The organism is Embleya sp. NPDC008237, from assembly GCF_042956465.1.
Lineage (GTDB): Bacteria > Actinomycetota > Actinomycetes > Streptomycetales > Streptomycetaceae > Embleya.
Window position 1 is genome coordinate 457,130 of record NZ_JBIBGL010000004.1, and the last position, 23,531, is coordinate 480,660.

At 72.0% G+C, this 23,531-nt stretch carries 22 protein-coding genes; 9 read left to right on the forward strand and 13 right to left on the reverse strand.

From position 1 onward, the window contains the following. The first annotated feature begins 397 nt into the window (after positions 1–397). Complete coding sequence (locus ACFZBU_RS12525; RefSeq protein ID WP_391583481.1) at positions 398–2,179, forward strand: glycoside hydrolase family 3 protein; 1,782 nt, start codon at positions 398–400, stop codon at positions 2,177–2,179. A gap of 44 nt (positions 2,180–2,223) precedes the next feature. On the opposite strand, the gene ACFZBU_RS12530 is transcribed toward ACFZBU_RS12525, so the two are convergent. From ACFZBU_RS12530 to ACFZBU_RS12555, 6 genes are all read right to left on the reverse strand, one after another. Continuing rightward, complete coding sequence (locus ACFZBU_RS12530) at positions 2,224–3,690, reverse strand: MFS transporter (RefSeq protein ID WP_391583482.1); 1,467 nt, start codon at positions 3,688–3,690, stop codon at positions 2,224–2,226. A gap of 203 nt (positions 3,691–3,893) precedes the next feature. After that, positions 3,894–4,454, reverse strand: a complete 561-nt coding sequence (locus tag ACFZBU_RS12535) for a DinB family protein (protein WP_391583483.1) — start codon at positions 4,452–4,454, stop codon at positions 3,894–3,896. A 149-nt stretch (positions 4,455–4,603) separates the two neighbouring features. Beyond that, a complete protein-coding gene (locus tag ACFZBU_RS12540) occupies positions 4,604–5,356 on the reverse strand; it encodes a class I SAM-dependent methyltransferase (RefSeq protein WP_391583484.1) in 753 nt (250 codons plus the stop codon). Between the two features lie 104 nt (positions 5,357–5,460). Further along, positions 5,461–5,928, reverse strand: coding sequence for a MarR family winged helix-turn-helix transcriptional regulator (locus ACFZBU_RS12545; RefSeq protein WP_391583485.1), 468 nt, complete (start codon positions 5,926–5,928; stop codon positions 5,461–5,463). Between the two features lie 217 nt (positions 5,929–6,145). Beyond that, positions 6,146–6,469, reverse strand: coding sequence for a plasmid stabilization protein (locus tag ACFZBU_RS12550; protein WP_391583486.1), 324 nt, complete (start codon positions 6,467–6,469; stop codon positions 6,146–6,148). A 154-nt stretch (positions 6,470–6,623) separates the two neighbouring features. Next, a complete protein-coding gene (locus ACFZBU_RS12555; RefSeq protein WP_391583487.1) occupies positions 6,624–7,013 on the reverse strand; it encodes a helix-turn-helix transcriptional regulator in 390 nt (129 codons plus the stop codon). A gap of 199 nt (positions 7,014–7,212) precedes the next feature. On the opposite strand from ACFZBU_RS12555, the gene ACFZBU_RS12560 reads away from it, so the two are divergent. Then, positions 7,213–7,686, forward strand: a complete 474-nt coding sequence (locus ACFZBU_RS12560; RefSeq protein WP_391583488.1) for an STAS domain-containing protein — start codon at positions 7,213–7,215, stop codon at positions 7,684–7,686. Between the two features lie 66 nt (positions 7,687–7,752). Here the strand turns inward: ACFZBU_RS12560 and ACFZBU_RS12565 are convergent, their stop codons facing one another. The 4 genes from ACFZBU_RS12565 to ACFZBU_RS12580 all read right to left on the reverse strand — a co-directional run bounded on the left by ACFZBU_RS12565 (position 7,753) and on the right by ACFZBU_RS12580 (position 12,173). Then, the gene (locus ACFZBU_RS12565; RefSeq protein WP_391583489.1) at positions 7,753–8,241 is read right to left on the reverse strand and encodes a DUF6328 family protein; all 489 of its coding nucleotides are present in this window, start codon (positions 8,239–8,241) and stop codon (positions 7,753–7,755) included. Positions 8,242–8,531: 290 nt separating this feature from the next. Further along, positions 8,532–9,143 carry a dihydrofolate reductase family protein gene (locus ACFZBU_RS12570; RefSeq protein WP_391583490.1) on the reverse strand — a complete coding sequence of 204 codons (612 nt, stop codon included), beginning with the start codon at positions 9,141–9,143 and terminating at the stop codon, positions 8,532–8,534. A gap of 168 nt (positions 9,144–9,311) precedes the next feature. Continuing rightward, positions 9,312–10,388, reverse strand: coding sequence for a cation diffusion facilitator family transporter (locus tag ACFZBU_RS12575; protein ID WP_391583491.1), 1,077 nt, complete (start codon positions 10,386–10,388; stop codon positions 9,312–9,314). Positions 10,389–11,045: 657 nt separating this feature from the next. After that, the gene (locus ACFZBU_RS12580) at positions 11,046–12,173 is read right to left on the reverse strand and encodes a M20 family metallopeptidase (protein ID WP_391583492.1); all 1,128 of its coding nucleotides are present in this window, start codon (positions 12,171–12,173) and stop codon (positions 11,046–11,048) included. 314 nt (positions 12,174–12,487) lie between these two features. On the opposite strand from ACFZBU_RS12580, the gene ACFZBU_RS12585 reads away from it, so the two are divergent. The 4 genes from ACFZBU_RS12585 to ACFZBU_RS12600 all read left to right on the forward strand — a co-directional run bounded on the left by ACFZBU_RS12585 (position 12,488) and on the right by ACFZBU_RS12600 (position 16,251). Then, positions 12,488–12,814 carry an SCO0607 family lipoprotein gene (locus ACFZBU_RS12585; RefSeq protein WP_391583493.1) on the forward strand — a complete coding sequence of 109 codons (327 nt, stop codon included), beginning with the start codon at positions 12,488–12,490 and terminating at the stop codon, positions 12,812–12,814. Positions 12,815–12,924: 110 nt separating this feature from the next. Next, positions 12,925–13,371 (forward strand): PPOX class F420-dependent oxidoreductase, encoded by a 447-nt coding sequence (locus ACFZBU_RS12590; protein ID WP_391583494.1) that lies wholly within the window; start codon positions 12,925–12,927, stop codon positions 13,369–13,371. 212 nt (positions 13,372–13,583) lie between these two features. Continuing rightward, a complete protein-coding gene (locus ACFZBU_RS12595; RefSeq protein WP_391583495.1) occupies positions 13,584–14,861 on the forward strand; it encodes a cytochrome P450 in 1,278 nt (425 codons plus the stop codon). 181 nt (positions 14,862–15,042) lie between these two features. Continuing rightward, the gene (locus ACFZBU_RS12600) at positions 15,043–16,251 is read left to right on the forward strand and encodes an acyltransferase family protein (protein WP_391583496.1); all 1,209 of its coding nucleotides are present in this window, start codon (positions 15,043–15,045) and stop codon (positions 16,249–16,251) included. 120 nt (positions 16,252–16,371) lie between these two features. Here ACFZBU_RS12600 and ACFZBU_RS12605 read toward each other — a convergent pair whose 3' ends face one another. Then, positions 16,372–16,890: a hypothetical protein gene (locus tag ACFZBU_RS12605; protein ID WP_391583497.1), complete on the reverse strand. Its 519-nt coding sequence runs from the start codon at positions 16,888–16,890 to the stop codon at positions 16,372–16,374. Positions 16,891–17,115: 225 nt separating this feature from the next. Here ACFZBU_RS12605 and ACFZBU_RS12610 point away from each other — a divergent pair, with 225 nt between their 5' ends. The 3 genes from ACFZBU_RS12610 to uppS all read left to right on the forward strand — a co-directional run bounded on the left by ACFZBU_RS12610 (position 17,116) and on the right by uppS (position 21,353). Then, positions 17,116–18,624, forward strand: a complete 1,509-nt coding sequence (locus ACFZBU_RS12610) for an MFS transporter (protein WP_391583498.1) — start codon at positions 17,116–17,118, stop codon at positions 18,622–18,624. Between the two features lie 36 nt (positions 18,625–18,660). After that, complete coding sequence (locus tag ACFZBU_RS12615; RefSeq protein ID WP_391583499.1) at positions 18,661–18,948, forward strand: hypothetical protein; 288 nt, start codon at positions 18,661–18,663, stop codon at positions 18,946–18,948. Between the two features lie 431 nt (positions 18,949–19,379). Beyond that, entirely contained in the window at positions 19,380–21,353 is a 1,974-nt protein-coding gene (gene uppS / locus ACFZBU_RS12620) for a polyprenyl diphosphate synthase (protein WP_391583500.1), read from the forward strand. 29 nt (positions 21,354–21,382) lie between these two features. Here uppS and ACFZBU_RS12625 read toward each other — a convergent pair whose 3' ends face one another. Then, positions 21,383–22,378: an ornithine cyclodeaminase family protein gene (locus ACFZBU_RS12625; RefSeq protein ID WP_391583501.1), complete on the reverse strand. Its 996-nt coding sequence runs from the start codon at positions 22,376–22,378 to the stop codon at positions 21,383–21,385. Beyond that, entirely contained in the window at positions 22,378–23,412 is a 1,035-nt protein-coding gene (locus tag ACFZBU_RS12630) for a proline racemase family protein (RefSeq protein ID WP_391583502.1), read from the reverse strand. The genes ACFZBU_RS12625 and ACFZBU_RS12630 overlap by 1 nt, the downstream gene beginning before the upstream one ends. Between the last annotated feature and the right edge of the window lie 119 nt (positions 23,413–23,531).

Here is a 23,531-nt window from a genome sequence, read left to right on the forward strand (position 1 = left end):
CTGTGACCAACGCCGGCTCGGGACCCGGTGCGGACCGGTTCCCGGCCGGGATCCCGGATTACAACCTTCCCCACCGCAAGCGTTTGCACTACTGTCGCCTGGCAGTTGTGCCACTCGACCGGGGGGCTGAGCTGATCCACCCCGACACCGGCGTGCCGGGCGCACCGGCGGACCCGGTTGCCGCGAGCACGTCGCCCTCGGCAACGGCCCCTGCTCGCCGTCGACCCGCCTCCCCTCGGCCCCGCCGTCCGGCTGCCGGTTCCGCACCCGCTGCTTCGAGTGCGACCGGGCTGCGCGCGACCGCGGACCCTCGATACGCGCCGTCGGCGAACAACGCACCGTCGCCTGCCACCACCCGCTGCCCACACCGGTCACCCACCACAAGGAGTCATCCGCCATGCCCCGGACACTGCGCCACCACGACGGCACCCGCTTTCGCGACCTGAACCACAACGGGACCATGGAGCCCTACGAGGACCCTCGGCTCCCGATCGACGAACGCGTCGCCGATCTGCTGGGCCGAATGACCCTGGAGGAGAAGGCCGGACTGATGTGCTGCGGCCGGATGATCCCCGGCGACGGCGCCCGCAGACCCTCCGGGGCCGAACTGATCGCCGAACGCGGCATCAACACCTTCGGGTTGACCGCCATGCCCACACCGGTGGAAATGGCCCGGTGGAACAACCACGTGCAGGACCTGGCCGCCGCCACCCGCCTGGGCATACCCGTCACCCTCGCCTCCGACCCCCGGCACGGCTTCACCGAGAACCCGGCCACCGCGTTCACCGGCGGCGCCTTCAGCCGCGGCCCGGAACCGATCGGCCTCGCGGCCACCGACGACCCCGCACTCGTCGAGGAATACGCCGCCGCGATGGCCGCCGAACTGCGCGCCGTCGGCGTCCGCGTCGCCATCCACCCGATGGCCGACCTGGCCACCGAACCCCGCAAGCCGCGCACCGGCGGCACGTTCGGCGAGGACGCGGACCGCGCCGCACGCATCCTGGCCGCCTACATCCGCGGCTTCCAGGGCGAACGCCTGGGCGCCGACAGCGTCGCCTGCATGACCAAGCACTTCCCCGGCGGCGGACCCCAGGAGAACGGCGAGGACCCGCACTTCGCCTACGGCACCCGCACCGTCTATCCGGGCGGCAACCTCGACTACCACCTCAAGCCCTTCGAGGCGGCGTTCGAGGTGGGCACCGCCCAGGTCATGACGTGCTACTCGATCCCCGTCGGCACCGCGCTCGCCGAAGTCGGCTCCTCGTTCAACCGCGACGTGCTCACCGGCCTGCTGCGCGAACGGTACGGCTTCGACGGCGTGGTGTGCAGCGACTTCAACGTGCTCACCGGCATGGAGATCCCCGGCGTCGTCGCCCTGCCGGCGCGCAACTGGGGCGTGGAACACCTCTCCCTCGCCGAACAGGCCGCGATGATGCTGCACGCCGGCGTCGACCAGTTCGGCGGCGAGACCCGATCCGACCTGATCGTCGACGCGGTGCGCTCCGGCGCCGTCGAGGAGAGCCGCATCGACGCATCGGCACGGCGCATCCTGCGCGACAAGTTCCGACTCGGCCTGTTCGACGACCCCTACGTCGACCCCGAGGTCGCCGCGCAGGTGGTGGGGCACCCCACCCGTACCGAACTCGGCCGCCGCGTACAACGGCGCTCCCTGGTCCGCCTCACCGGGGACGCGTTCGCGGCAACTCCCCGGCACCGGCTGTACGTCGAGAACATCGACCCCGAAGTCGCTTCCCGCTACGGCACGGTGGTCGAGCGCCCCGAGGACGCGGACCTGGCCGTCATCCGGATCGACGCCCCCTACGAACCCCGCGAGGGCCTCCTGGAACGCCACTTCCACGCCGGCTCCTTGGACTTCTCCGCCGCCGAACTCGAACGGCTGCGCAAGCTGTGCGCGACCGTACCCACCGCCGTCGACGTCTTCCTCGACCGCGCCGCGATTCTCACCGAACTCGCCGGCTGCGCCGCCGCCCTCCTGGCCGACTTCGGCGCCGACGACGACCTGGTTCTGGACGCCGTCTTCGGCAACAGCCCCACTCCCGGAACCCTGCCCTTCGACCTGCCCTCGTCGATGCGGGCCGTCGAGGAGTCCCGCGAGGACGTCCCCTTCGACACCCGCGACCCGCTGTTCCGCTGCGGCCACCCGCACGCCCCCCGGTAACGACGCTAACCCGTCGGCCGGTTCGCCGCTCCGCTCGTCGGGTGTCAGGAGCCTGCCCGGGATGCCCGGCGGAGCGGGCCACGCGCCTCGACCCCGGCGGGGTGGACCGCGGTGCGCGGGATCGCCGCCGCGGTGACCGCCGCGGCCAGCGCCGCGGCGGCGGCGAGCGCGAAGACGATGCGGTAGGCGTCGAGCGAGGCGTACCTGCCGCCCCCCGCCGCGGCCGGCAGGGTCGACGTCACCGTCGTCAACACGACGGCGACCACGGTGCTGCACAGCGCCTGGCCGATGGTGCGCATGAGCACGTTCAAGCCCGTCGCCGCCGCCGTCTGTTCCGCGGGCACCGCCTGGATCACCAGCGTCGGCAACGCCGAGTACACCAGGCCGGTCCCCACCGAGCACAACGTCGCCCCGGCCGCGATCGTCCACATCTGCTCGCTGGTGAACACCCGCACGACGTACGCCCCCGCGATCACCAGCGCCCCCGCCACCAGCGTCGACCGGGCACCGCGCGCCGCGGACAGCCGAGCCGACACCGGCGACATCGCCACCATCGTCAACCCGCCGGGCAGCAGGCACAGGCTCGCCACCAACGCGGACGCCCCCAGGCCGTACCCGGTCTCCTCGGGCGCCTGCACCAACTGCACGGTGGCAAGCCAGTTCGCGTAGAAGGCGAATCCGGTCACCAGAGCCGCCAGGTGCGGCAGCAGGACCGTACGGCGGGCCGCGAGGCGCAGATCCACGAGCGGTTCGCGCACCCGCAGCTGATGCCATCCCCAGATCGGCAGGACCAGGACACCCGCCGCACCCACCCCCAGCACGAGCGGGCTCCTCCAGCCCCAGTCACCACCCTTGGAGACCGCGAGCAGCACCCCCACCAGGCCGGCGGTGAGCAGCAGGGCCCCCACGACGTCGAAACGGCCCGGGGTACGCGTCGCCGAGCGCGGCACCACCCACCACGAGAGCGCCACGCCGAGCCCGCCCAGGCCGGTCGTCACCCAGAACAACATGTGCCAGTCGGCGTGCTGCACCACGATCGAGGCCAGCGGCAGCCCGGCGGCGGCCCCGATCCCCACCGTCGAGCTCATCAGCGCGACCGCCGAGCCGACCCGGTGCGGCGGCAGTTCGTCCCGCAGGACGCCGGTGGCCAGCGGCACGACCGCGGCGGCCGTGCCCTGCAGGGCACGCGCGGTGATCAGCACGCCGATGTCGGTCGTCATCGCGCACAGGGCCGATCCGACCGTCATCACCGCGAGGGCGCCGAGCAGGATGCGGCGCTTGCCGTACATGTCGCCGGCACGGCCCAGTACGGGGTTGAGCACCGCACCGGACAGCAGCGTCGCGGTCAGCATCCAACTCACCGTGCCCGGCGACGACCCGGTATCGCCGGGAAGTGCGGGCAGCAGCGGCACGATCACCGTCTGCATGAGTGCCATGAGCGTGCCGCCGAAGGCCAGGGTGGGCACGATCAGGCGGGAACGAAGGCCGGACGAAGGTACGGCGGTTGCCATGTGACGGCTCCCGGATCCAGGGGCCGCCAACCGAACTGACGACCCGTCAGATCAGTTGTGTCACGATCTCCCCTCGAACGCCGGCACACGTGACGGAGGTCGCACCACGACCCGCCCCGTCGACCGCGTCGGCACTGGTCGCGGCATCGCCGTCGAGCCGGGAGCGGTCGCGGGAGCGGTCGCGGCGGGCCCGAGGGGGCGGGTCACAGGCCGATGGCGCCGTCGATGCGTTCGCGCAGCAGATCGGCGTGGCCGTTGTGGCGCGCGTACTCCTCGACCATGTGGATCAGCACCCAGCGCAACGACACCGTCCCCCGCCACCCGTCGTCGCCCGCCACGTCGAGGTCGGGTGCCTCGATCGTGAAGCGCTCGGCGAAGGCGACCTCCGTACGCCATGCCTGCCACGCCTGCTCGACGACCACGGCGTCCGGCACCGCGCCGTCGAAGTCGCCGTCGGGGTCTGCGCGGGAGGAGAAGTGGGCCGGTGCGTCCTGCCCGGCCAGGACGTGCCGGAACCAGCGGCGCTCCATGTCGGCGAGGTGCCGCACGATACCGAGCAGGGACAGTGTGGAGGGCTCCACGGATCGCCGGGCCAGTTCGGTTCCCAGACCCGAGCACTTCAGTTCCAGCGTCGAGCGCTGTGCGGCCAGGACGTCGATCAGGATGGCGCGCTCGTCGCCCGTGGTGGGGCCCTCGAACCGACGGTTGCCGGCAACGCCGACGAACAGGTCGCCTCTTCTGGTCGGATCGGTCGTGTCCGTCATGGTCGGCCCTACGATCTGCCCGGTGCGGGCCTCGGAATCGTCGAATTGTCGGCGGGATCGGTTCTCGCGGTGCCTCGGGGTGCATGGGGCCGTCGACAGCACATCGGGACGTGGCCCGCAGCCCTGGGTCGGGACCCGGAGGCCGCCGGTCAGACCTTGACGGCGTGCAGGATCCGGATGCCCCTCGGACCCGCCGTGTCGTCGCGAACGTCGAGTCCGGCCCGGCGGCACTGTTCGCTCAGCCAGTCCGAGCCGATGCGCAGCTTGGGATAGCTGCCGGCTTGCAGGTTCCAGGAGTCCCCGGCCCGGGTGTGCACAAGGTCGTGAATCATGACGGTGTCCTCGTCGACGTACTCCAGGAAGCACGTGAACACGCGGTCCCGGTCGCTGCGTACGGGGATGAACCGGTCCGTCCCGCGCAGCGGACGGGACTGGTCGCGGTAGGTGGCCACGAACCGGCCTCCCGGAGCGAGCGCACGGGCGGTGTCGGCGAGCAGCGCCGTCACGTCGGCCCTGCTCGGCAGGTGGGGAAGGGTGTCGCCCATGCACACCACGACGTCCACGGTCCCGGGCCGGGCGACCCGGGGAAGTACGCCGCGTATGTCGGCATGGACCGGCTCGATCCCGCCGAGCCCCCGGACGTGCCGGGCGAGTTCGGCCAGCAGGGCCGTGTTGCCGTCGACGGCGATCACCGACGCGAAGCCGGCGCGGGCCAGGGCGAGCGTCTGTTGGCCGGGGCCGCAGCCCAGGTCCACGGCCACCCCCGGGGTCGGCCCGGGGACCACGCCGAGGTCGCGGAGCAGCGCGCCCTGTTCGGCGGCGAGGGCTTCGATGTCGCCGCCGAGCATCCAGGTGTACTGCTCGGCGAGGAGTCGGTCGTAGTGAACGGCTGCGTCGGTCATCGGTCCTGGTCCTTCGTTCCGGGCGGGGCGGGGCCCATCGCACAGGCGTCGGCCGCCGATTCCGGCCTGTCGGCGTCGGCGTCGGGTCAGGTACCGGCGGAGGGTCACGTGCCGCGGACCCAGCCGGCGAGTTCGGCCAGGTGGACGTTCTCGCGGGCTGCGTGCAACTCCGCGCCGAGTGCGGCCCGGTAGGTGGCGGTCGCCTGCTCGTAGCGGAGGTGCCCGGCCGTACTGACGGTGGCTCGCACCCCTCGACCGTCCTCACCGCCGACGGAGGTTCGTTCCGCCATGCCCTGGGCCTCCAGTCGCCCGACGAGTCGGGTGACCGAGCTGACCTTCAGGCCGATGCGCTCGGCCAACTCCCCCATCCGCAGGCTTCCCCCGCTGTCCTCCCGGCTCAGCGCGCACAACGCCCGATACTCCGAGAGCTGTAGACCATGGGCCTGTTGCAGGGCCCGATCCAAGCGCTGTTCGATCCGACCCAACAGACGCACCGCCATACACCAGCGGTCGTCCTCGTCATCACCGGCAGGCTCCACCTCGGACCCGCCGGTCGGCGTGAAGTCCGACATGGCCTCAACCTACATACTGCTTGTACAAGCAAGCAACCCGTCTCGGCATGGAAACAGCCGAGCCGGTCCGCATGTGACGGTCGGTCGGCTCGGCTTCAGGACGCAGGCAGGCGGCCGGCTCGCCGGCAGAAGGTGCGTCGGGTCCCGGACGCCTGCCTGCCGTTCCCGACACGGGCCCGGATCGGCCGCCGACATCGGGCAGCCGAGGTCGGCATACTCAGCGACCGAGGGCCTGCTCCAGTTGTTTCTTGTTCATCGACGAACGCCCCTTGATGCCGCGACGTTTGGCGTCGGCGTAGAGCTGGTCGTAGGTGGGGCCCTGGGCGCCACTGTGCGAGCGCAGACCGCCGCGCCGGGACGAGGACATGTCCTGGAGGGAGGTCCGACTCGCCGTCTCGGCCTCGCCGGCGCGGGCGCGTTCCTTGTTCACCGTGCGGGCCGCGATCTCCTCGGCGCGCTTGGTGCTTTCGCCGCGATTCTTCGCGCTTTCCCTGATGTGCTCGTACTGGCGTTCCCGCTTGGGACTCGATCCCCTCGGCATGGCACTCACCTCGCATCTCGCGCAGTCCGACGCTCGAACCGCGCTCCCAGGCTCGAACACCGAGCCGCTACCCGATGTCCGACCGGGCATGCGGAACGGACGGAGCGGAACGGTCGGGGAGGGCGCGGACCGACGCCGGGGGCGAGGTCGTCGGTCAGCCGCCGGAATCCGAGCGTTCGCGCCGCCCGAACTCCCGGTCGCCCGCGTCGGCCCGAAGCAGGTCCGCGTCCGCGTCCGTCCCGTCCGGAGGCGCCTGTTCGGGCAGGTCGAGGGCGTCGGCGACGGCCCGGCCCCGGTCGGCCGGATGTCGCACCTCGGTTCCGGGCACGACTCGATAGATGTTGCGCCGTCCGCTGCGCTGCCGGGTCAGATACCCGCCGTCCTCCAGGTCCGCCAGGATGGCCTGCACCGCGCGCTCGGTCAGCAGACACGCAGCCGCGATGTCGCGCACCCGCACCTCGGGATCACGGGCGATCACCGAGAGCACACGGGCGTGATTGGTGAAGAACGTCCACGACGGCCTGGACTGCTCCGCATCGCTCATGCCCACCATCATAGGCGCGATCGTTCCGGCAACTCGATACACGAATTGCAGTTCATGAATTACTTGACGCACGTTCGGCGACGACCGATGCTTGACACACCGCAGGCCGGAACCACCGGCCACCCGAATCCCGCGAAAGCACATGTCGCCCCCCAACGATCGAGGTCCCCGCCCGACATGCCAGGGAGGGAAGCCCGTCATGGCCGCCCCACGCCGCCCCGCCACCCGCCAGTCGCTGCGCCCACCGGGCCGCCCCAGGATCCGCCATCGCGAAGCCACGCCGAAGCACCTGCGCATTCGGGTGACCGTCGTCGACGACGGGGTTCTGTTGCGGATCGGCGGTGAACTCGACATCGACACCGGGCCACCGCTGCGCCGCGCCCTCGACACCGCGCTCGACTCGGGTGCGCCTCGGGTGGACGTGGACATGAGCAGCATCACCTTCTGCGACAGCACGGGTCTGCACGCCCTGCTCTATGCGCGTGCCAGAGCCCTGGAAATCGGGACCCGACTCGGTCTCGTGCCCGGCGACAAATTCCGCCGCCTGCTCGAAGTCACCGGCACGGCACACCTGTTCAACCCGCTCGCCGTCCCGCCGCCGGCTCGTGGGGCCGGGGACGACACCGGCGCAGGGCCGAGCCGCGGGGCGGCCCAGGAGGAGACGACGCCCTGAGCGCCCCGGCCGTCGCGGGCATTGCGACCGCGAACCGACTCCTCGTCAGCCGGGCGTCGCGGGGCTTCACTTCCCCGTGGGCGACCCCGGTACGCGCAGCCGAAGGACCAAGGGCAGGACGAGCCACCAACAGAGGAACCACACCGCGGCCAGCGTCGTGAGCACCGCGGCCGTCACCGTGTCGGTGGCCACCCGCAGCAGCAACAACAACGAGCAGCCGATGGTGCACGCCAACAGCCCCACGCCCACCGTGAGAAGGTGGTTCGCCAGGTGCACCAGGCGGGGTTTGAGGTGTTGTCCGGCGACCGCGCGGTGCAGCGAAACCATGGACACCAGGACACCCATCGAGGCCGCGCCGAGCACGACGGCGGCCACGTAGAGGCCGTTGTCGAAGTCGCCCAGCGTGTCGAACTTCGGCGTGAAGACGACGCTCAGCAGGAATCCGAACAGCACCTGCGCGCCGGTCTGTACGACGCGGACCTCCTGAAGCAGTTCGTTCCAGCGCCGATCCGCGCGCTCGTCCGCGCGCTCGCGTCGGCCGTCCTGCTCGCCCATGGTGTGCCTTCCGTCGGCGGTTCCGCGTGTGGGGAAGACGATTTCCCGGCACTCGCCGGACCACACCGGCGCAGTTCGCCGCCCCCGCCCCACGTGTTGTTCCGGGACCGGATTCGAGGTGGCGCGCGGGAGCGTGACCCACCGCTCCCGCGTGCCACCTCGGGCGAGGGCATCCCGGACGGGCCCGATGTCGGGACACCGCCATTCGGACCGCCCGGCCCCGATGCCGCCCCCGACCGGACACCGCCATCCGGCGCCGAGGTACGACACCGGCCTCCGACGCCTACCGGCTATGCGCCCTGGGGCAGGTGCGGCTTCGCCTCCTGATACGTGCCGCCGTCCGTCGACTCGGCCCGAGCGTAGACGAGGTGCATCACACCGGTGCGGAAGGTCCGGGACGAGATCAGGGTCAGCGCAAGCGTGCTCTCCGCCTCCTCGAACAGGCGCATGCCCTTGCCCACCACGATCGGGTGCAGCAGCAGGTGCAGTTCGTCCAAGAGGCCGGCCACCAGGAGGCTGCGGACGATCGAGATCGAACCGCTCAGCGAGATGCCCCCGCCCGGCTCGTTCTTCAGGGCGGTGACCGCCTCCACCAGGTCGCCCCGCAGTTGCTCGGAATTGCGCCAGGTGAATGTGGGCCGCCCGGTCGACACGACGATCTTGCGCGTGTCGCCGAGGACCTTCGCAAACGTGGCGTCCTCGCCACCGGCCGCCTCCCGCTCCGGCCACGCGCCGGCGAAGCTGTCATAGGTCTTGCGGCCGAGCAGGAGGGTGTCGCCCGCCTGGGCGAGGGCGCCGACGGCCGCGCCCATCTCGTCGTTGAAGTACGGGAAGTGCCACTGGTCGGGCGCCTCGACGACTCCGTCGAGGGAGATGAACAGGCCGGCGGTGATCTTCCGCATGATGTTTCCTTCGCGCGAGGTGCTCGGTGAACGTTGTCCATGGTTGGACTGCGCGCGGCGAGCGAACTCATCGGTCGGAGCAGCACGCATCGACGGGCGACCGTACGTGCCGGCATCCCGGCCGACGGGCGCCGCGATCGCGGGCTGCCGCAGACGGCCGACCGTGGCTCACTCGACCGACCGCGGCTCGCGGTCCGCCGCGGCCTCGTCCAACGACGCGCGGTACCGGTGCGCCTCCCGCCGCTCCCCGGCACCGGCCCGCGTCACGTCCAGGAAGACCTGGTCCACATGTGGCCATCGTTCGCCGATGGAGCGCTTGAGTCGTACCGACATCACCTCGACGGCCTCGCTGTCCAGACCGTCGGCCAGGTCGATGCGTGCCGCGAGCAGCGTGGAGTGCAGGCCCAGGCGCATGGTCAGCAGTTGGGTCACCACGTCGATCTCCGGCTGCGCGTCCAGGTACTTCAGGATGTCGCGTTGCAGTGCCACGTCCACGGCTTCGCCGATCAGCTCGCCGCGCGCCTCGCGGCCGAGCCGGTAGGCGATGAGCACCAGCAGCAGGCCGATGCACAACGACGCCGCGGCCTCCCAGACCGCATTGCCCGTCGCCATGTGCAGACCCAACCCACCCATCGCGAGCAGAACGCCCAGCACGGCGGTGGCGTCCTCGGCCAGCACGGTGCGCAGGGCGGGGTCGTCCACGTCCCGGATCGCGCGCATCACGGAGACGCCCGACTCCCGGGCCTGCCGGCGTACCTGGAGCACCGCGCGCACCAGCGACCCGCCCTCCGCGCACAGCGCCACGAACAGGACGGCCAGGCCCGCGAGATAGCCGGCGACATCCGGCTCGCTCTCCTCCCGCAGCGCCTCCCACGCCTGGAAGAAGGAGAAGCCGCCGCCGAGCACGAAGATGCCGACGGCCGCCAACAGCGACCAGAAGTAGCGGTCCTTGCCGTACCCGAAGGGATGCTCGGCATCCGGTGTGCGCCGGCTCCGGTCGAGCGAGGCGAGCAGGAATGCCTCGTTGAGGGTGTCCGCCACCGAGTGCGCCGCCTCCGACAGCAGGGCCGGCGCTCCGGCGACGAGACCCGCGACCGCCTTCCCGACCGCGATGACGAGATTGGCCGCGAGTGCCACCAATACCGTCAGGCGGGTCCCCGCATCGTCGTCACGACCGCCCGCGCGCCGTGCCGGGTCGGAGTCGACCTCGTCCCCCGCCGCGTTCTCGTGAGTTCGAGCTCCCACGCCCGATCACCCCCCACTCCACGATCCCCATGGCGCCACCCGTCGAGACGAACGACGCCTTTCCGCCTGCCGCTCGTTCACCGCGGGCAGGTGCGTGGACCTCGACGATCGGCCCGACCCCGCCCCGGTGTACGGACCGGTGGCCAGGAACGACTACCCCCCGATGCGAGCACCACACGGACCCTTCGGCCCACCGGTTCCCCGCCGTCCGCTCTCGCGCCCGGGCGACGACGGAGGGGTCCCGGTACTCGCGTACCGGTCTGCGCCGGACACGACCGGTTTCGTCTCCTCCTGCGGTAGCCCGAGTCGGCCGACCGGCCGACGCGCTCGCTCGGCCCGCAGGGCGACGCGCGCCGGAAGCGATCCCTGTGACCATGGGATCAGCCCGACACCGGGAGGGATCCACCGACGTGCGCACGAACTCCGAGCGAAACGAGCCGCGTCGGCCGGGTACCCGTTGAACCACCCGACCCACGTCCGGTCCGTACCGGACGTGTCCCGTCGTCGCGGACACACCGGCTCTCCCGGCCCGCGACGACGGACCCGCGCCGGATCCGGCCGACCCTCCCCCCGTGGGGCCGGCCGGACCGGCGCGGCGCTCCCCGACGGAGCCGACGGGCCGACGGGCCGACGGGCCGACGCACGGTCGGGCCCGGGCTACTCCTCGCCGCCGAGTCGGTCCAGCGTCGCGGCCAGAAGTGCCGTACGGGCGGGCATGGTCGCGATGTCGACGAATTCGTCGCGGGCGTGCGGATGCCCTCCCACGGCGCCCATTCCGCAGAGGGTGGGCACGCCGATCGCGGCGGTGAGATTGCCGTCCGAGCCGCCGCCGGAACGCACCGACCCCGGTTCGGGGATGCCGATCTCGCGGGCCGCGGCGCGTACGTGGGCGAACAGTTCGGCAGACATCGCCTCTTCGAGCGGGTAACGATTGACACCGCCGGTCACGGACAGCTCGGCCTGCGGCAGGGTGGCCCGCAGACCGTGCATGTGCCGTGCGACACGGTCGAGTTCGGCCCGGCTCCAGCCGCGAACGTCGATGTCGAGCGTCGCCGTCTCGGGCACGGTGTTGATGGTGGATCCGGACGTGGCGACGGTGGGGGTGACCGTGGTGCCCAGGTCGATGCGCTCCGCCGACAACATCGCGATCACCTGGTGGGCGAGTTCCACGGTGGCGTTCACCCCGAGTTCCGGTTCGAGGCCCGCGTGGGCGGCCCGGCCGCGAACCGTCACCCGGAAGCGGGCCACGCCCTTGCGGGCGACCTTGACCGCGCCGCCGTCCCCGCTCGGTTCGCCCACCAGTACGGCGCCGGACTTGGCGGCGAGTTCCTCGACCAGGGCACGAGAGATGATCGATCCGGTCTCCTCGTCGCCGGTCAGGAGCAACCCGACGCGATCATGCGCCGCGGAGATCCGGGCCGCGTACAACATCTGCACGATGCCGGCCTTCATGTCGAACACGCCCGGGCCGCGTGCGACACCGTCCCACGTCGAGAAGGGCAATTCGGCGAGGGAACCCATCGGCCACACGGTGTCGTAGTGCCCGAGCAGCAACGGGCCGCTCCCCCGCGGCCGCCAGACCAGGTTCGTGACGCCGCCCAGGACGACCCGCTCGGGTTCGCGTCCGAGAAGCCGCGCGCCGACCGTGGCCAGCAGCTCCGCGCACCGGTCCAGGGCCGCAGGGTCCTCGGACGGGGATTCACAGGTCACCAGGTCGCCCAACAGGGCCACCATCGCGTCGAGTTCGGCCGACATGTCGTCGAGATACCGCTGAGAGGGAGCCATGCCCGGATACCTGTCCAGCCGAACGGCCCCGGTCACCTCGAAGGCGGTCCCGGTCGGGCGTGGCCGGTGCGTACGGATGCGGCGGTGGACCTTCGTGCCCGGCGACGATGGCAGGCCGCCCGGTCCGCCCACCGTGATCGTTCTCTTCGGCACGCGCCGCATTCCTCGCGGTGACCACCGGCGGCAAGGGAGTGGTCGCGACCCGGCTCGGCGCCACCATGGGGCCGCATCGGGAGGTGTGTGCGCGACGCCCCGGGGGCAGGCGTCGACGGAACGACCGAACGACGGAAGGGAGTGGGCGGATCGTGTGGATCGTGCGCACACCCCGCCGGGTGCCGAGCGCCGTCGTCGCGAGCCGCGGCTTCCGCGGCGTCGTCGTCCCCCTCGTCGGGACGGCGGCGGTCGCGTGCCTCCTGACGGCCGGGTGTTCGATGCGTGAGCGCGTCTGCGGTTCCGGCGAATATCCGGTCAAGGCCGTCGGCAGCGGCACCGGCCGGGCGTGCGTGCCCGACGGCCGGCCGCCGGACCCGGGCTGGGTGCGCTATCCCGAGGGCAAGGTGCCCCGCTATCTCGACGACAAGTGGGACAGGCACTGGTCGACGGTCGTCTTCGACGCCGACGGCAACGTCGTCGCGAGCTGACGCGCGGCACCCGCGGAATCCCATGGCCCGCCGGTAGTGTCTTGCTGCGGTCCGGTGCGGCGAACCGCCGTGAAGAACCCACCGCGGCCGGACACCGACGAGGAGGACACATGTCGAAGCCACCGCTGCCCGAAAAGGCGATCGCGATGTTGCGGCAGCCCAATCCCGCAGTCGTGACGACGCTCCGGGCCGACGGACAGCCCGTCTCCACGGCGACCTGGTACCTGTGGGACGAGGGGCGCATCCTGCTCAACATGGACGAGGGACGCAAACGGCTGAACCACATCCGCAACGATCCCCGGGTCTCCCTCACCGTGCTCGACACCGGGAACTGGTACACCCACCTCAGCATCATCGGCCACATCGACGAGATCCGCGACGACAAGGACATGGTCGACATCGACCGGCTGGCCCGTCACTACACCGACCAGGAGTACCCGCAGCGGGAGCGGGGTCGAGTCAGCGCCTGGGTCCGGATCGACCGCTGGCACGGCTGGGGCACGCTCAAGGACAACGACCAGGCCGGCGGCAGCCGGAACACGACGGACACCGAGTAGCCGAACCCGGCCCCGGACACCGGGTCCACGCCGAGCGGCACGGGCGAGCCCGGAACGAGTGCTCCGGGCAAACCCGGTCGGCACGGGTCGCGCGCCCACCACCTGGGCTACTTGTGCGACTTATCAATTTCGTTCCCAAAAACCCCGCTCATACGCTTCGACCCGTCGGTGGCGGCCCGTCGGGCCGCCATCTCCCGATGGTTCGGAGATCCATGATCTTGCAAGAGTCGTTGTCCGCGCCCTGGTTGCATGCCCCGTCGCTGTACTGCCCGGCGGTGCCCGCGCAGGACTTCGCCGAGCGGTACCCGGAGCCGCCGGCCCGGCCCGGTGTGATGGCGGTGCGTCTGGCCGGCGGGCTGCCGGCGTGGGCGGTGACGGGGCACGCGGCCGTCCAGGCCATGCTCACCGACCCGCGGCTGGTCAACGACATGACCATGGTGGGCACCCTCCCCACCGGAACGCCGCACGGGCTGCCGCACGCCCGCTATCCCGAGAGCTTCCTGTCCACCGAGCCCCAACTCCTCGCGCGCGACGGCGCCGAGCACCGCCGGATGCGCCGGATCGTCAGCCCCTACTTCCAGGCCACCGGAGCCGGGCTCGACGAGGCCGAACTGGAAGGCCTTACCGCCGACTTGGTCGAGGCCCTGGCCCAGCGGCCGCAGGCCGACCTGGTCGCCGACCTCGCGGTGCCACTGGCCGCCGCGGGCGTCTCCGCCGTGCTCGGGCTCACCCCGGAGCGGGCGACGGCCGTCGTGCGGGCCACCACGGCCGCGGGCCTGGCCGGCCACCCCGACACCCCGCACGGCCGGGCCGCGAACCAGGCCTTCGTCCTGCGGGTCGTGCAGATCGTGGCCGCCGCCCGCAGGACACGGCGGGACAATGCCGCCCGAGCGCTGCTGACCGCCCACGACGAAGGACGTCTGACCGGCCCGCAGACCGCCGCGATGGTGGGACTGCTGCTCGTCGGCATGGTGGAGTCGCTCACCACCGTCATCCCCACCGCCGCCCTGATCGCCATGCAGCGTCCCGAGGTACGAACCGCGCTCCGGTCCGGCGACGCCGCACGCACCGACGCGGTGGTGGAGGAACTGCTGCGCCTGTCCGCGCCGTTCCACCACAGCGCCTGGCGCATGGCCCGCGAGCCGCTGGTCCTGGACGGCACGCGCATCGCGGCCGGCGACGTGGTGGTGGCGTCCTTCCTGCACGCCAACCTCGACGCGCGGCGCTGGCCGCAGCCCACCGAGGTCTGCCCCGCCCGCCCGACACCCCGCGGCCACCTCTCCTTCGGGCACGGCGCGCACTACTGCCTGGGCGCCGCCCGCGGTCGCACCCAGACCCGCATCGCACTGACCCGCCTGTTCACCCGCCTGCCGCACCTCGCCCCGGCCGCCGACCCGGCCGAGTTGTCCTGGCATCGCGGCGGTCTGCGGCACCTGCACAGCCTGCCCGTGCACACCACCGGCCCGGCCGGCCGGGGCGACGTCCACTGACGATCGCCGGAAGCCGCCCGGCGCCGTCTCCTTCGCGCGTCTTCCCCGGTGGGCCCGGCCTCCCCGGCGGGCCCCGCTTCCCCGCTCGGCCCCGGCGCGCTCCGCCGGCCCTAGGTGCACAGGCGCACCCCCGTTACGCCTCCCCGAAGTGCCGGCCCTGCCCGGCCAAGGAGATCAGCCCGTGTCCGACCAGGTCCTCCCCGCACGTCTTCCGTCGCTGACCAGCCTGCGGTTCGTCCTCGCCCTCGCCGTGGTGCTGTGTCATCTCACCCTCATCTCGGGCATCTTCGACATCGGACCGGAAAGTCCGCCGGCACTGCTGGAACCGATCGCCACCGGCGCGGTCAGCGGCTTCTTCGTGCTGTCCGGATTCGTCCTGACCTGGGCCCACACCCCGGGAGAAACACGCCGGGCGTTCTGGCGCCGGCGCTTCTGGAAGATCGCCCCCAACCACGTCCTCGCCTGGGCCCTGGCCGTCGCCTTCTTCGGCGTCATCGTCGCCACACCGGCCACCGTGCTCGCCGACGGCGACAGTACCGGCGCCGCGGTGGCGGACCTGTTCCTGGTGCAGAGCTGGATCCCGGACCCGGACTTCTTCTTCAGCTTCAACGCCCCGAGCTGGTCGATCTCCTGTGAAGCCTTCTTCTACGCCGTCTTCCCCACCCTCCTGGCCGCGGTGTCGCGGATCCCCGCGCGCCGGCTGGGCAGTTGCTGGGCGGCGCTCGCCGCGGCGACGCTCCTGATGCCGCTGGTCGCCACCCTCGTGCCGGGGCCGCCACTGTACGACTGGCTGCCCATCAACGCGAACAGCATGTGGTTCGTCTACCTCTGCCCACCGATGCGGCTGTCGGAATTCGCCCTGGGGATCCTCACCGCCCGCCTGGTCCGGACCGGCCGTTGGCCGCACCTGAACCGGGTGCAGGTCACCGTCCCCGCGGTGGCCGTCTTGGGGCTACTGCCGTGCCTGCCCGCCCAGTACGCCCTCGGCATGGCCATGGCCGCCCCGCTCGCCCTGATCATCGCCGCCCTCACCCGGGCCGACCTTCACGGCCGCGCCCGTCTGATGCACCACCCGTACCTCATCGCCCTGGGCGAGGCATCCTTCGCCCTCTATCTGACCCACTACCCGCTCATGCTGACCGTCCGCCACATGCTCGGCGTGGAACGAACCTTCGCCGCGCTGCCCGGCGTCGCGATCATCACGGCCCTGACCACGCTCTCCATCGCGGTGTCCCTGGCGGTGTACCGCTACTACGAACTCCCGATCATGCGCCGCTGGTCCCGCCCTCGGACCCCGCCCGCCGCCGCCCCCGCACACCTCGCCACAGGCACCACGGCCACTCCCGCACCCCGACGACCCGTCGCCGACCGCCGATCCGATCACCGCTGACGAACCCGACCACCCGACCACGCCGGCCGAACGAGGGCGGGTCGAGCTCCCCGAACCCGTCACCGGACCACCGGGTTCGCGGGGGTGGTCGGCCCGGTCCGACCGCCCGCCGCGAACGGGCTACGCGACCTCGGTGGGTGCGCCCGAGCCCTTCGGGAGCCAGGTGAGGCCCAACTCGCTGCCTGCGGTGGCGGTCCAGCGGACCAGGATGCGATCACCGGCGGCGATCGGCACGTCGAGAGCGTTTTCCGTGGGTGGACGGGACATGTCGGAGTTGTCCGAGGTGAACTCCGCGCGCCGGGAGCCGGCGGTGATCCGGACGACCGCCCGGGTGCCGGGTGATCCGTTCCAGGTGAGTTCGACGGTCTTCCCGTTGCCCACCATCAGTGCGCTCGCGCGCAGGTCGGCGAAGGTGAAGCCGGAGGGGAACTTGCCGAGGACGGTGCCGTCGGTCTCGGCTTCGTAGTTCAGCGACTCGCCCGGTTTCGGCGCGGTGATCGCGGTCCCCGCCCCGATCACCCGGGTGGTGCCGTTGACCTCGAGGTTGCCGGCGATCAGATCCGGACGCTCCACGGTGACGGCGGTGGTGAGCACGTGTTCGACCTGTGTGCCGTCCTCGGTGATCCTGGCACGCAGCATGAAACCGGTGGTGCGGGTCAGCCCGCGTGGCGTGGTCCGACACGGTCCCGCACCCCCGAATCGGCCCAGCCGCACACGACCGAGCCCGCGGACCCCGGACGGTCGGCCCTTCGATCCGCACGGGCGACGAACCCGTCTCCGGCGGCAACGTCCCGATCAGGAAAGGGGTTTCCCGGGCCGATGCTCGGGCAGCCGCGAAAGCGAACTGATCGGAGGACCCCCGCCATGCCGACCGCGACGACCCCAGGCAGCAACACACCGGCCGAGCCCACGACCTTCAGCACCGACGTCCCGGCTCGCCTGGACCGATTGCCGTGGTCACCGTGGCACTGGCGGATTCTGATCGGTCTCGGCACCGTCTGGATCCTCGACGGTCTCGAAGTGACCGTCGTCGGCAACGTCGCCGGCCGGCTGTCCGAGCCGGACAGCGGCCTCGACATCACGGCGGCTCAGGTCACCGGGCCCGGCGCCGCGCTGTACGTCGCGGGGGCGTGTGTGGGCGCGCTGCTCTTCGCATGGCTGACGGACCGGTTCGGCCGCAAGAAGTTGTTCATGGTCACCCTCGCCGTCTACCTCGTGGGCACCGCGCTGACCGCACTGTCCGTCCAGGCCTGGATGTTCTTCCTGTTCCGCTTCCTGACCGGCCTGGGTATCGGCGGCGAGTACGCGGCGATCAATTCCGCCATCGACGAACTGATGCCGGCCCGCTACCGAGGCCGGGTCGACCTGGCCGTCAACGGCACCTACTGGGCCGGGGCCGCCGGCGGCGCGCTGCTGTCCGTGCTGATGCTCGATACCGCGTTCTTCCCCGCCGATCTCGGCTGGCGGCTGACCTTCGCCCTCGGCGTCGTGCTCGGTCTGGTCATCCTGCTGGTCCGCCGGCACGTCCCCGAATCCCCGCGCTGGCTCTACCTGCACGGCCGCGGCGACGAGGCCGAAAAGCTGGTCGCCGACGTCGAGCGGGAGGTGGTGGCCGAAACCGCGAAAGGCACCGGCGACCGCCGTACGCTGCCCGAACCGCACGGCGAACTGACCATCGACCCGAGCAAGGCCACCGGCCTGGGCGCCATCGCCCGCAGCGTCGTGCGCGAACATCCGCGCCGTTCGGTCCTGGGCCTGTCGTTGTTCATCGGACAGGCGTTCCTCTACAACGCCATCACCTTCGGCTTCGCGTCGATCCTGGAGACCTTCTACGACGTGCCGAGCAACCGCGCCGGGTACTACTTCGCCGTCATCGCCGTCGGCAACCTGCTCGGCCCGCTGCTGCTGGGCCCGCTGTTCGACTCGATCGGTCGACGCGTGATGATCACCTCGACCTACATCGGCAGCGCCGTCGCCCTCTTCGCCACCGCCTGGCTGTTCGGTGCGGGCCACCTGAACGCGACTACGCTGACCGCGTGTTGGTGCGTCGTACTGTTCCTCGCCTCCACCGGTGCCAGCAGCGCCTACCTGACCGTCTCCGAGATCTTCCCGATGGAGGCCCGCGCCTCGGCCATCGCGCTGTTCTACGCCGTCGGCACCGCGGCGGGCGGCATCTCCGGCCCCCTGGTCTTCTCCGACCTGACCAAGTCCGGCGACGTCGCGGACACCGTCCTCGCCTTCTGCATCGGCGCCGTCCTCATGCTCGGCGCGGGCATCGTGGCCGCGTTCCTCGCCATCAACGCCGAAGGCCGTTCCCTGGAAGACATCGCCCCACCGCTCTCCTCCGTCGACCGCAACTCGGCGCAAGCCTGACCGGCGGAATCGGACGGAGCGACGCAGACTCGGACGATGGAGATCCACCACGCCAAGGGACACCTCACGATCCCCGGCCACGACACCGAGGTCGAGGTCGCACTCGACCTCTTCGACTGGCCCATCGACGGCGAAATCCTGCCCCGCACCTGGAGCGCCATCATCGACAACGGCCCGGTCCTGGACGTCGGCACCGAAGGCGCCCTGCGCCTGAGCACCGAGCCCGCCACGGTCGCACACCCGTTCGTGGTCACCGCGAGCGGCTACCACGTCATCCGAATCAACGGACGCGAAACGCCGCGAGCGGGTGGTCGACCCTTCTGACCGACCACCCGCGGGCGGCCGACGTACATCCGGACCGCCTCGCCCGGCGAACGCCCGCGCCGGGCGAGGCGGTCCGCGCCGCCGCACAGAGTGCGTCCCGTCCACACCCCGGAGATCCCGAACCGGCCCGGGCGAGGAAGCACGTCCCCGACGCATGTGCGCCGTCGGCGGGAGCCTCCCACGCACGACCGTCACCCGTTCGGCCCCCTCCGCATCACTCCTACGAGGCATTTTTGAGCCATTCGCGTGACACCGCGCGCCGCCGGCCGGTTGTCTCTTCCCGTGTCCGGGCCATGCGCCAACGCCGCGTCGTGGCATGGGCGTTGCCCGGTACCGGGTGGGATCCGCGCGGTCTCCCCCGAGGAGTGTGCCGTCCCGCACCACGATGCCCGCCGCCCGGTGGATCCCGTCACGTCCGGCCGAGGAGTCCCATGCCGCGTCCCCGCTCCGTCTACCGCGCGGCCGCGATCGACGACCCGCATCTGGTCGAAGCCTACGAGGCGTGCCGCACGGCGGTCCGCAGGGCGGGTGGTACGGAGTACCGAACGGCGCAGCTGATGCCACCGGCGTTACGGCCGGCGCTGTGGGCGATCTACGCGGCCGGCCGGGTGATGGACGACATCGCCGACACGGGTGATCCCGGCGGCCGGAAGGCACTGTTCGACGCCTGGACCACCGCGTTCCACGACGACCTGCGAAACGGCGCCGGCACCGACCCGGTACGCCGGGCCCTGGTACACACGATGCGCACGTGGGACCTGCCGACCGACGGCCTCTCCGCGGCCTTCGCCGCGACCCGCGCGGACATCGACGGCCGTACCCACCCCACCTGGCAGGCGTGGAGCGCCTATTCCCAGGCCGTCAACACCTCCTTCTTCGCCCAGGGCGCGGCGCTGTTGGCCGCCGCGGGCCTGTATCTGCCGCTGCGGCTGCGCTACCTGGAGGCCGCCCGGCAGTGGGTGGACGCGCTCGGCATCATCGACAACCTCGAAGACCTCGCCGAGGATCTCGCCCAGCGCCGGATCACGCTGCCCCTGGAGGTGCTCGACGAACATGCCCTCACCGCAGCGGATCTCACGAGCGCCGCCCGGGACGCGACCCGGAGCGGCCACCCGAGCGGCGCACCGGTTGCACCCGTCGAGGCCCTGATCGGCCGGCTGGCCGCACGGGCCCGGCGCGGGCTCGCCCAGCCCGACCTGTTCCGCGAACTGCCGCCCGCGCTCGCGGTGGTGGCCCGCGCGGTGTCCGACATCGGCCGGCTGCGGCTGGACCGCGTCGAGCGCGCCGGGGCCGACCTGCTGCGCCGCAGGCCCCGCCTGCCCCGCCTGGCGACCTGGCGCATCTTCATCCCCGCCCGGCTGAAGGCCCACGTCGCGTGGACCTTCCTCACCCCGATCTCCCCCGCCCGGTCCGGACGCGACGGCACGACCGCGCGTCCGCCGACCCTGGCCGGCCTGCTGCCGACCCCCCGCTCGGACACTCCCGCACCCGCCCGTCCGCATCCCTCCGGCGCCCGCCCGCCGGCCTGGCCCGCGCACCGGCTCCCGGGGCACGTGGCCGTCGTGATGGACGGGAACGGCCGCTGGGCCACCGACCGGGGCCTCCCCCGCACCGAGGGCCACCGCGCGGGCGGGGAATCGATGCGGGACGTCGTTCACGGCGCCTTGGAAGTCGGCCTGCGCCACCTGACCCTCTACGCCTTCTCCACGGAGAACTGGCGCCGCCGACCCGAGGAGATCGACGGCCTGCTCGCGCTCGTGCGCGACAACATGGTCGAGGAGACCGTCCTCGACCACGACATCCGCGCCCGCTGGGCCGGTTCCGCCGAAGGGCTGCCCCAGGACATCCTGGAGAAGCTGGTCCGCCTGGAACACGTCACCGGCAAACGCACCGGCCTGACCCTGACCCTGTGCATCAACTACGGCGGCCGGATCGAACTCACCCGGGCCGCCGCCTCCTTGGCCCGAGCCGCCGCCGCGGGCCGGATCGACCCGGCACACATCTCCGAGCGCACGTTCGCCGCCCACCTGGCCCTGCCCGACCTGCCGGACGTCGACCTGCTGTGGCGCACCGGCGGCGAACAACGCACCTCGAACATGCTGCCCTGGCACGCCGCGTACGCCGAGCTGCACTTCACCGACACCCGCTGGCCCGACGTCGACCGTCGCGACCTGTGGCAGGCCATCGCCACGTACACCGACCGGGCCCGCAACTTCGGCGCCGCCCCGGGGCCTTCGGCACCGGCAACCGTCGTTCCGCAGCCGGCCGCGCCGCCGGCGGTCCACGGGCCGACACCGCCCCCCGGCACTCCCGGCCCCGGACTCGGGCCCGAGTCCGGGGCCGAGTCCGGGCCCGGGTCCGCCGCAGGGCAACCCGCTTGCGACGCGGACGCACCTGGCCGCTGAGAAGGCCGCCCCGCACGGACACCGCGCGTTCAGTGGCCGGCCGGAGCAACCGAATCGGCGCGGCCCGGCATCGACAAGCGCCGCGCCGGAGTCGTCGGCGAATCGGTGTCGACCTCGGTGCGGCGGTGGAGCTCGACCGCGACGGCCAGGTCCTGCCAGGACATGCCCACGCTCTTGAACAGGCGGGGTCGGTCGGCGGGAACGGCCGCGCTCCCCCGCACCAGTTCCGCGAGGTTGGTCGGCCCGGAGCCCTTCTCGAAGATCTCGTCCCACCCGGCGACGAGCAGGTCGCCGGCCTCCCGGGCTGCCGCGGTGCGGGCCTCGACGTACACGGCGGAGCGACGTACCAGCGCGGTGTCCACTTCCCGCGCGGTCGGTTCGTGCGAGCCGACCGCCGCCACGGCCGCGTGGGCGGGCACCAGGGTGCCGTCGAACAGCGGGGTGCGGGCCGTGGTGGCGCACACCACGAGGTCGGCGTCGGTCACGGCGTCCGCCGTCCCGGTCGTCGCCGCGAGGCCGAGGGAGCGGGCGTGCTCGACCAGCGCCCGGGCCGGGGCGGGGCTGCGGGCGACCACGGTGAGCCGGGTCAGCGGACGGATGGCGAGCATCGCGGCCAGGTGCCCGTACGCCTGCGGTCCGGTGCCGAACAGCACCAGGTGCGCGGCGTCCGGAACGGCGAGGCGACGCATGGCGACCGCGGTGACGGCCGGGGTACGCACGGCGGTGAGTGCGGCGCCGTCGAACAGGGCCAGCGGCCGGAGTGTGGGTCCGTCCAGCAGCAGGTAGCTGCCGGTGATCCGGGGCAGGCCCCTGGCCGGGTTGCCGGCGGCCACTCCGGCGATCTTGACGCCCACGTGCGACTCTCCGGCCGCGGGCATCAGCAGCAGTTCGCCGGCGGGCACGGCGACGCTCGACCGGGGTGGGGCAGCTTCGGGATCCAGCCCCGCGAGCAGCGTCCGCTCGATCGCCCCGACGGCCTCGATCGGCGTCAACGCGACCGCGATCGTGGGGAGTTGCTCCGCCATCACAGGAGGAACCCCGTTCCGAGGGTGTCCTCGACATCGAGGATGAAGCGGTGTTCGCCGGTGCGATGGGCCGTGCCGGTGACCTCGGTGATCACCCCGCCGGAGTGGGTTGCGACGACCCGGCCGGTGAAGACCGTGCCGATGATGGATTCGTGGCGCAGTTCGTCGTTCGGTCCGATCAGTCCGCTGTCCGCCAGCAGGGCGAGGCGGGCGGAGGTTCCCGAGCCGCAGGGGGATCGGTCGATCTGTCCGTCCGCGAACACGGTGACGTTGCGCTGGTGGGGACCTGCCGGGCCGGCGGGGAGATCCTCGTACAGGATCACGCCGTAGACGCCGGAGAGTCGCGGGTCGTCGGGGTGCCGGGTGGCGGGTTCGTCCGCGAGGGCGGCGCGGATCTCCCGGCCGATCGCGGTGATTTCGGGAAGGCGGTCCGGGCTGACGACGAGGCCGAGCGAGGTCGCGGAGACGGAGGCGTAGCACGCGCCGGAGTGGGCGAGGTCGACGTGCACGACGCCGCGGGAGGTGGCCACCGGGATCTTTCTGGCGGCGACGGCCGTGGGCACGTTGCGGAAGGTCACCGAGGTGGTGCGGCCGGTGCGACGGTGCACGATGGCGGTGACCCGACCGGAGGGCACGTCGATGTACACCCGTGCCGGACCGTCCGCGGGCGCCGCGACCAGCCCCGAGTCCACGGCCCACGCGCCGAGTGCGATGGTGCCGTGGCCACAGGCGGTGGAGTAGCCGTCCTTGTGCCAGAAGAGCACTCCCAGGTGTGCCTCGTTGTCGTCCGCGGGTACGACGAAGCCCCCGTACATGCCGCTGTGTCCGCGCGGTTCGTGGGTGAGCAGCCGTCGGATGTCGTCGAGCGGACCCGGACGCGGGGCGGTGGCGGTACCGCCCGTGCCGAGGGCGATCGCGCGGCGTTCGGCGACGGTGTCGCCGGCGATGACGGGCAGCCCGCGGGAGACGATCCGGAAGGGTTCGCCTGCGGTGTGGTAGTCGACGGTGTCGATGATCACGGGTTCGGGGCTCATCTCGACGTCCTCGTAGACATGACGACTCCTTTGTAGGATGTGACATTGTACTGAGGTGCGGCAAGACGTCGCAAGGGCCTCGACCGGCGACCGACCCGGCGATCGGGACCGGGCCGGCG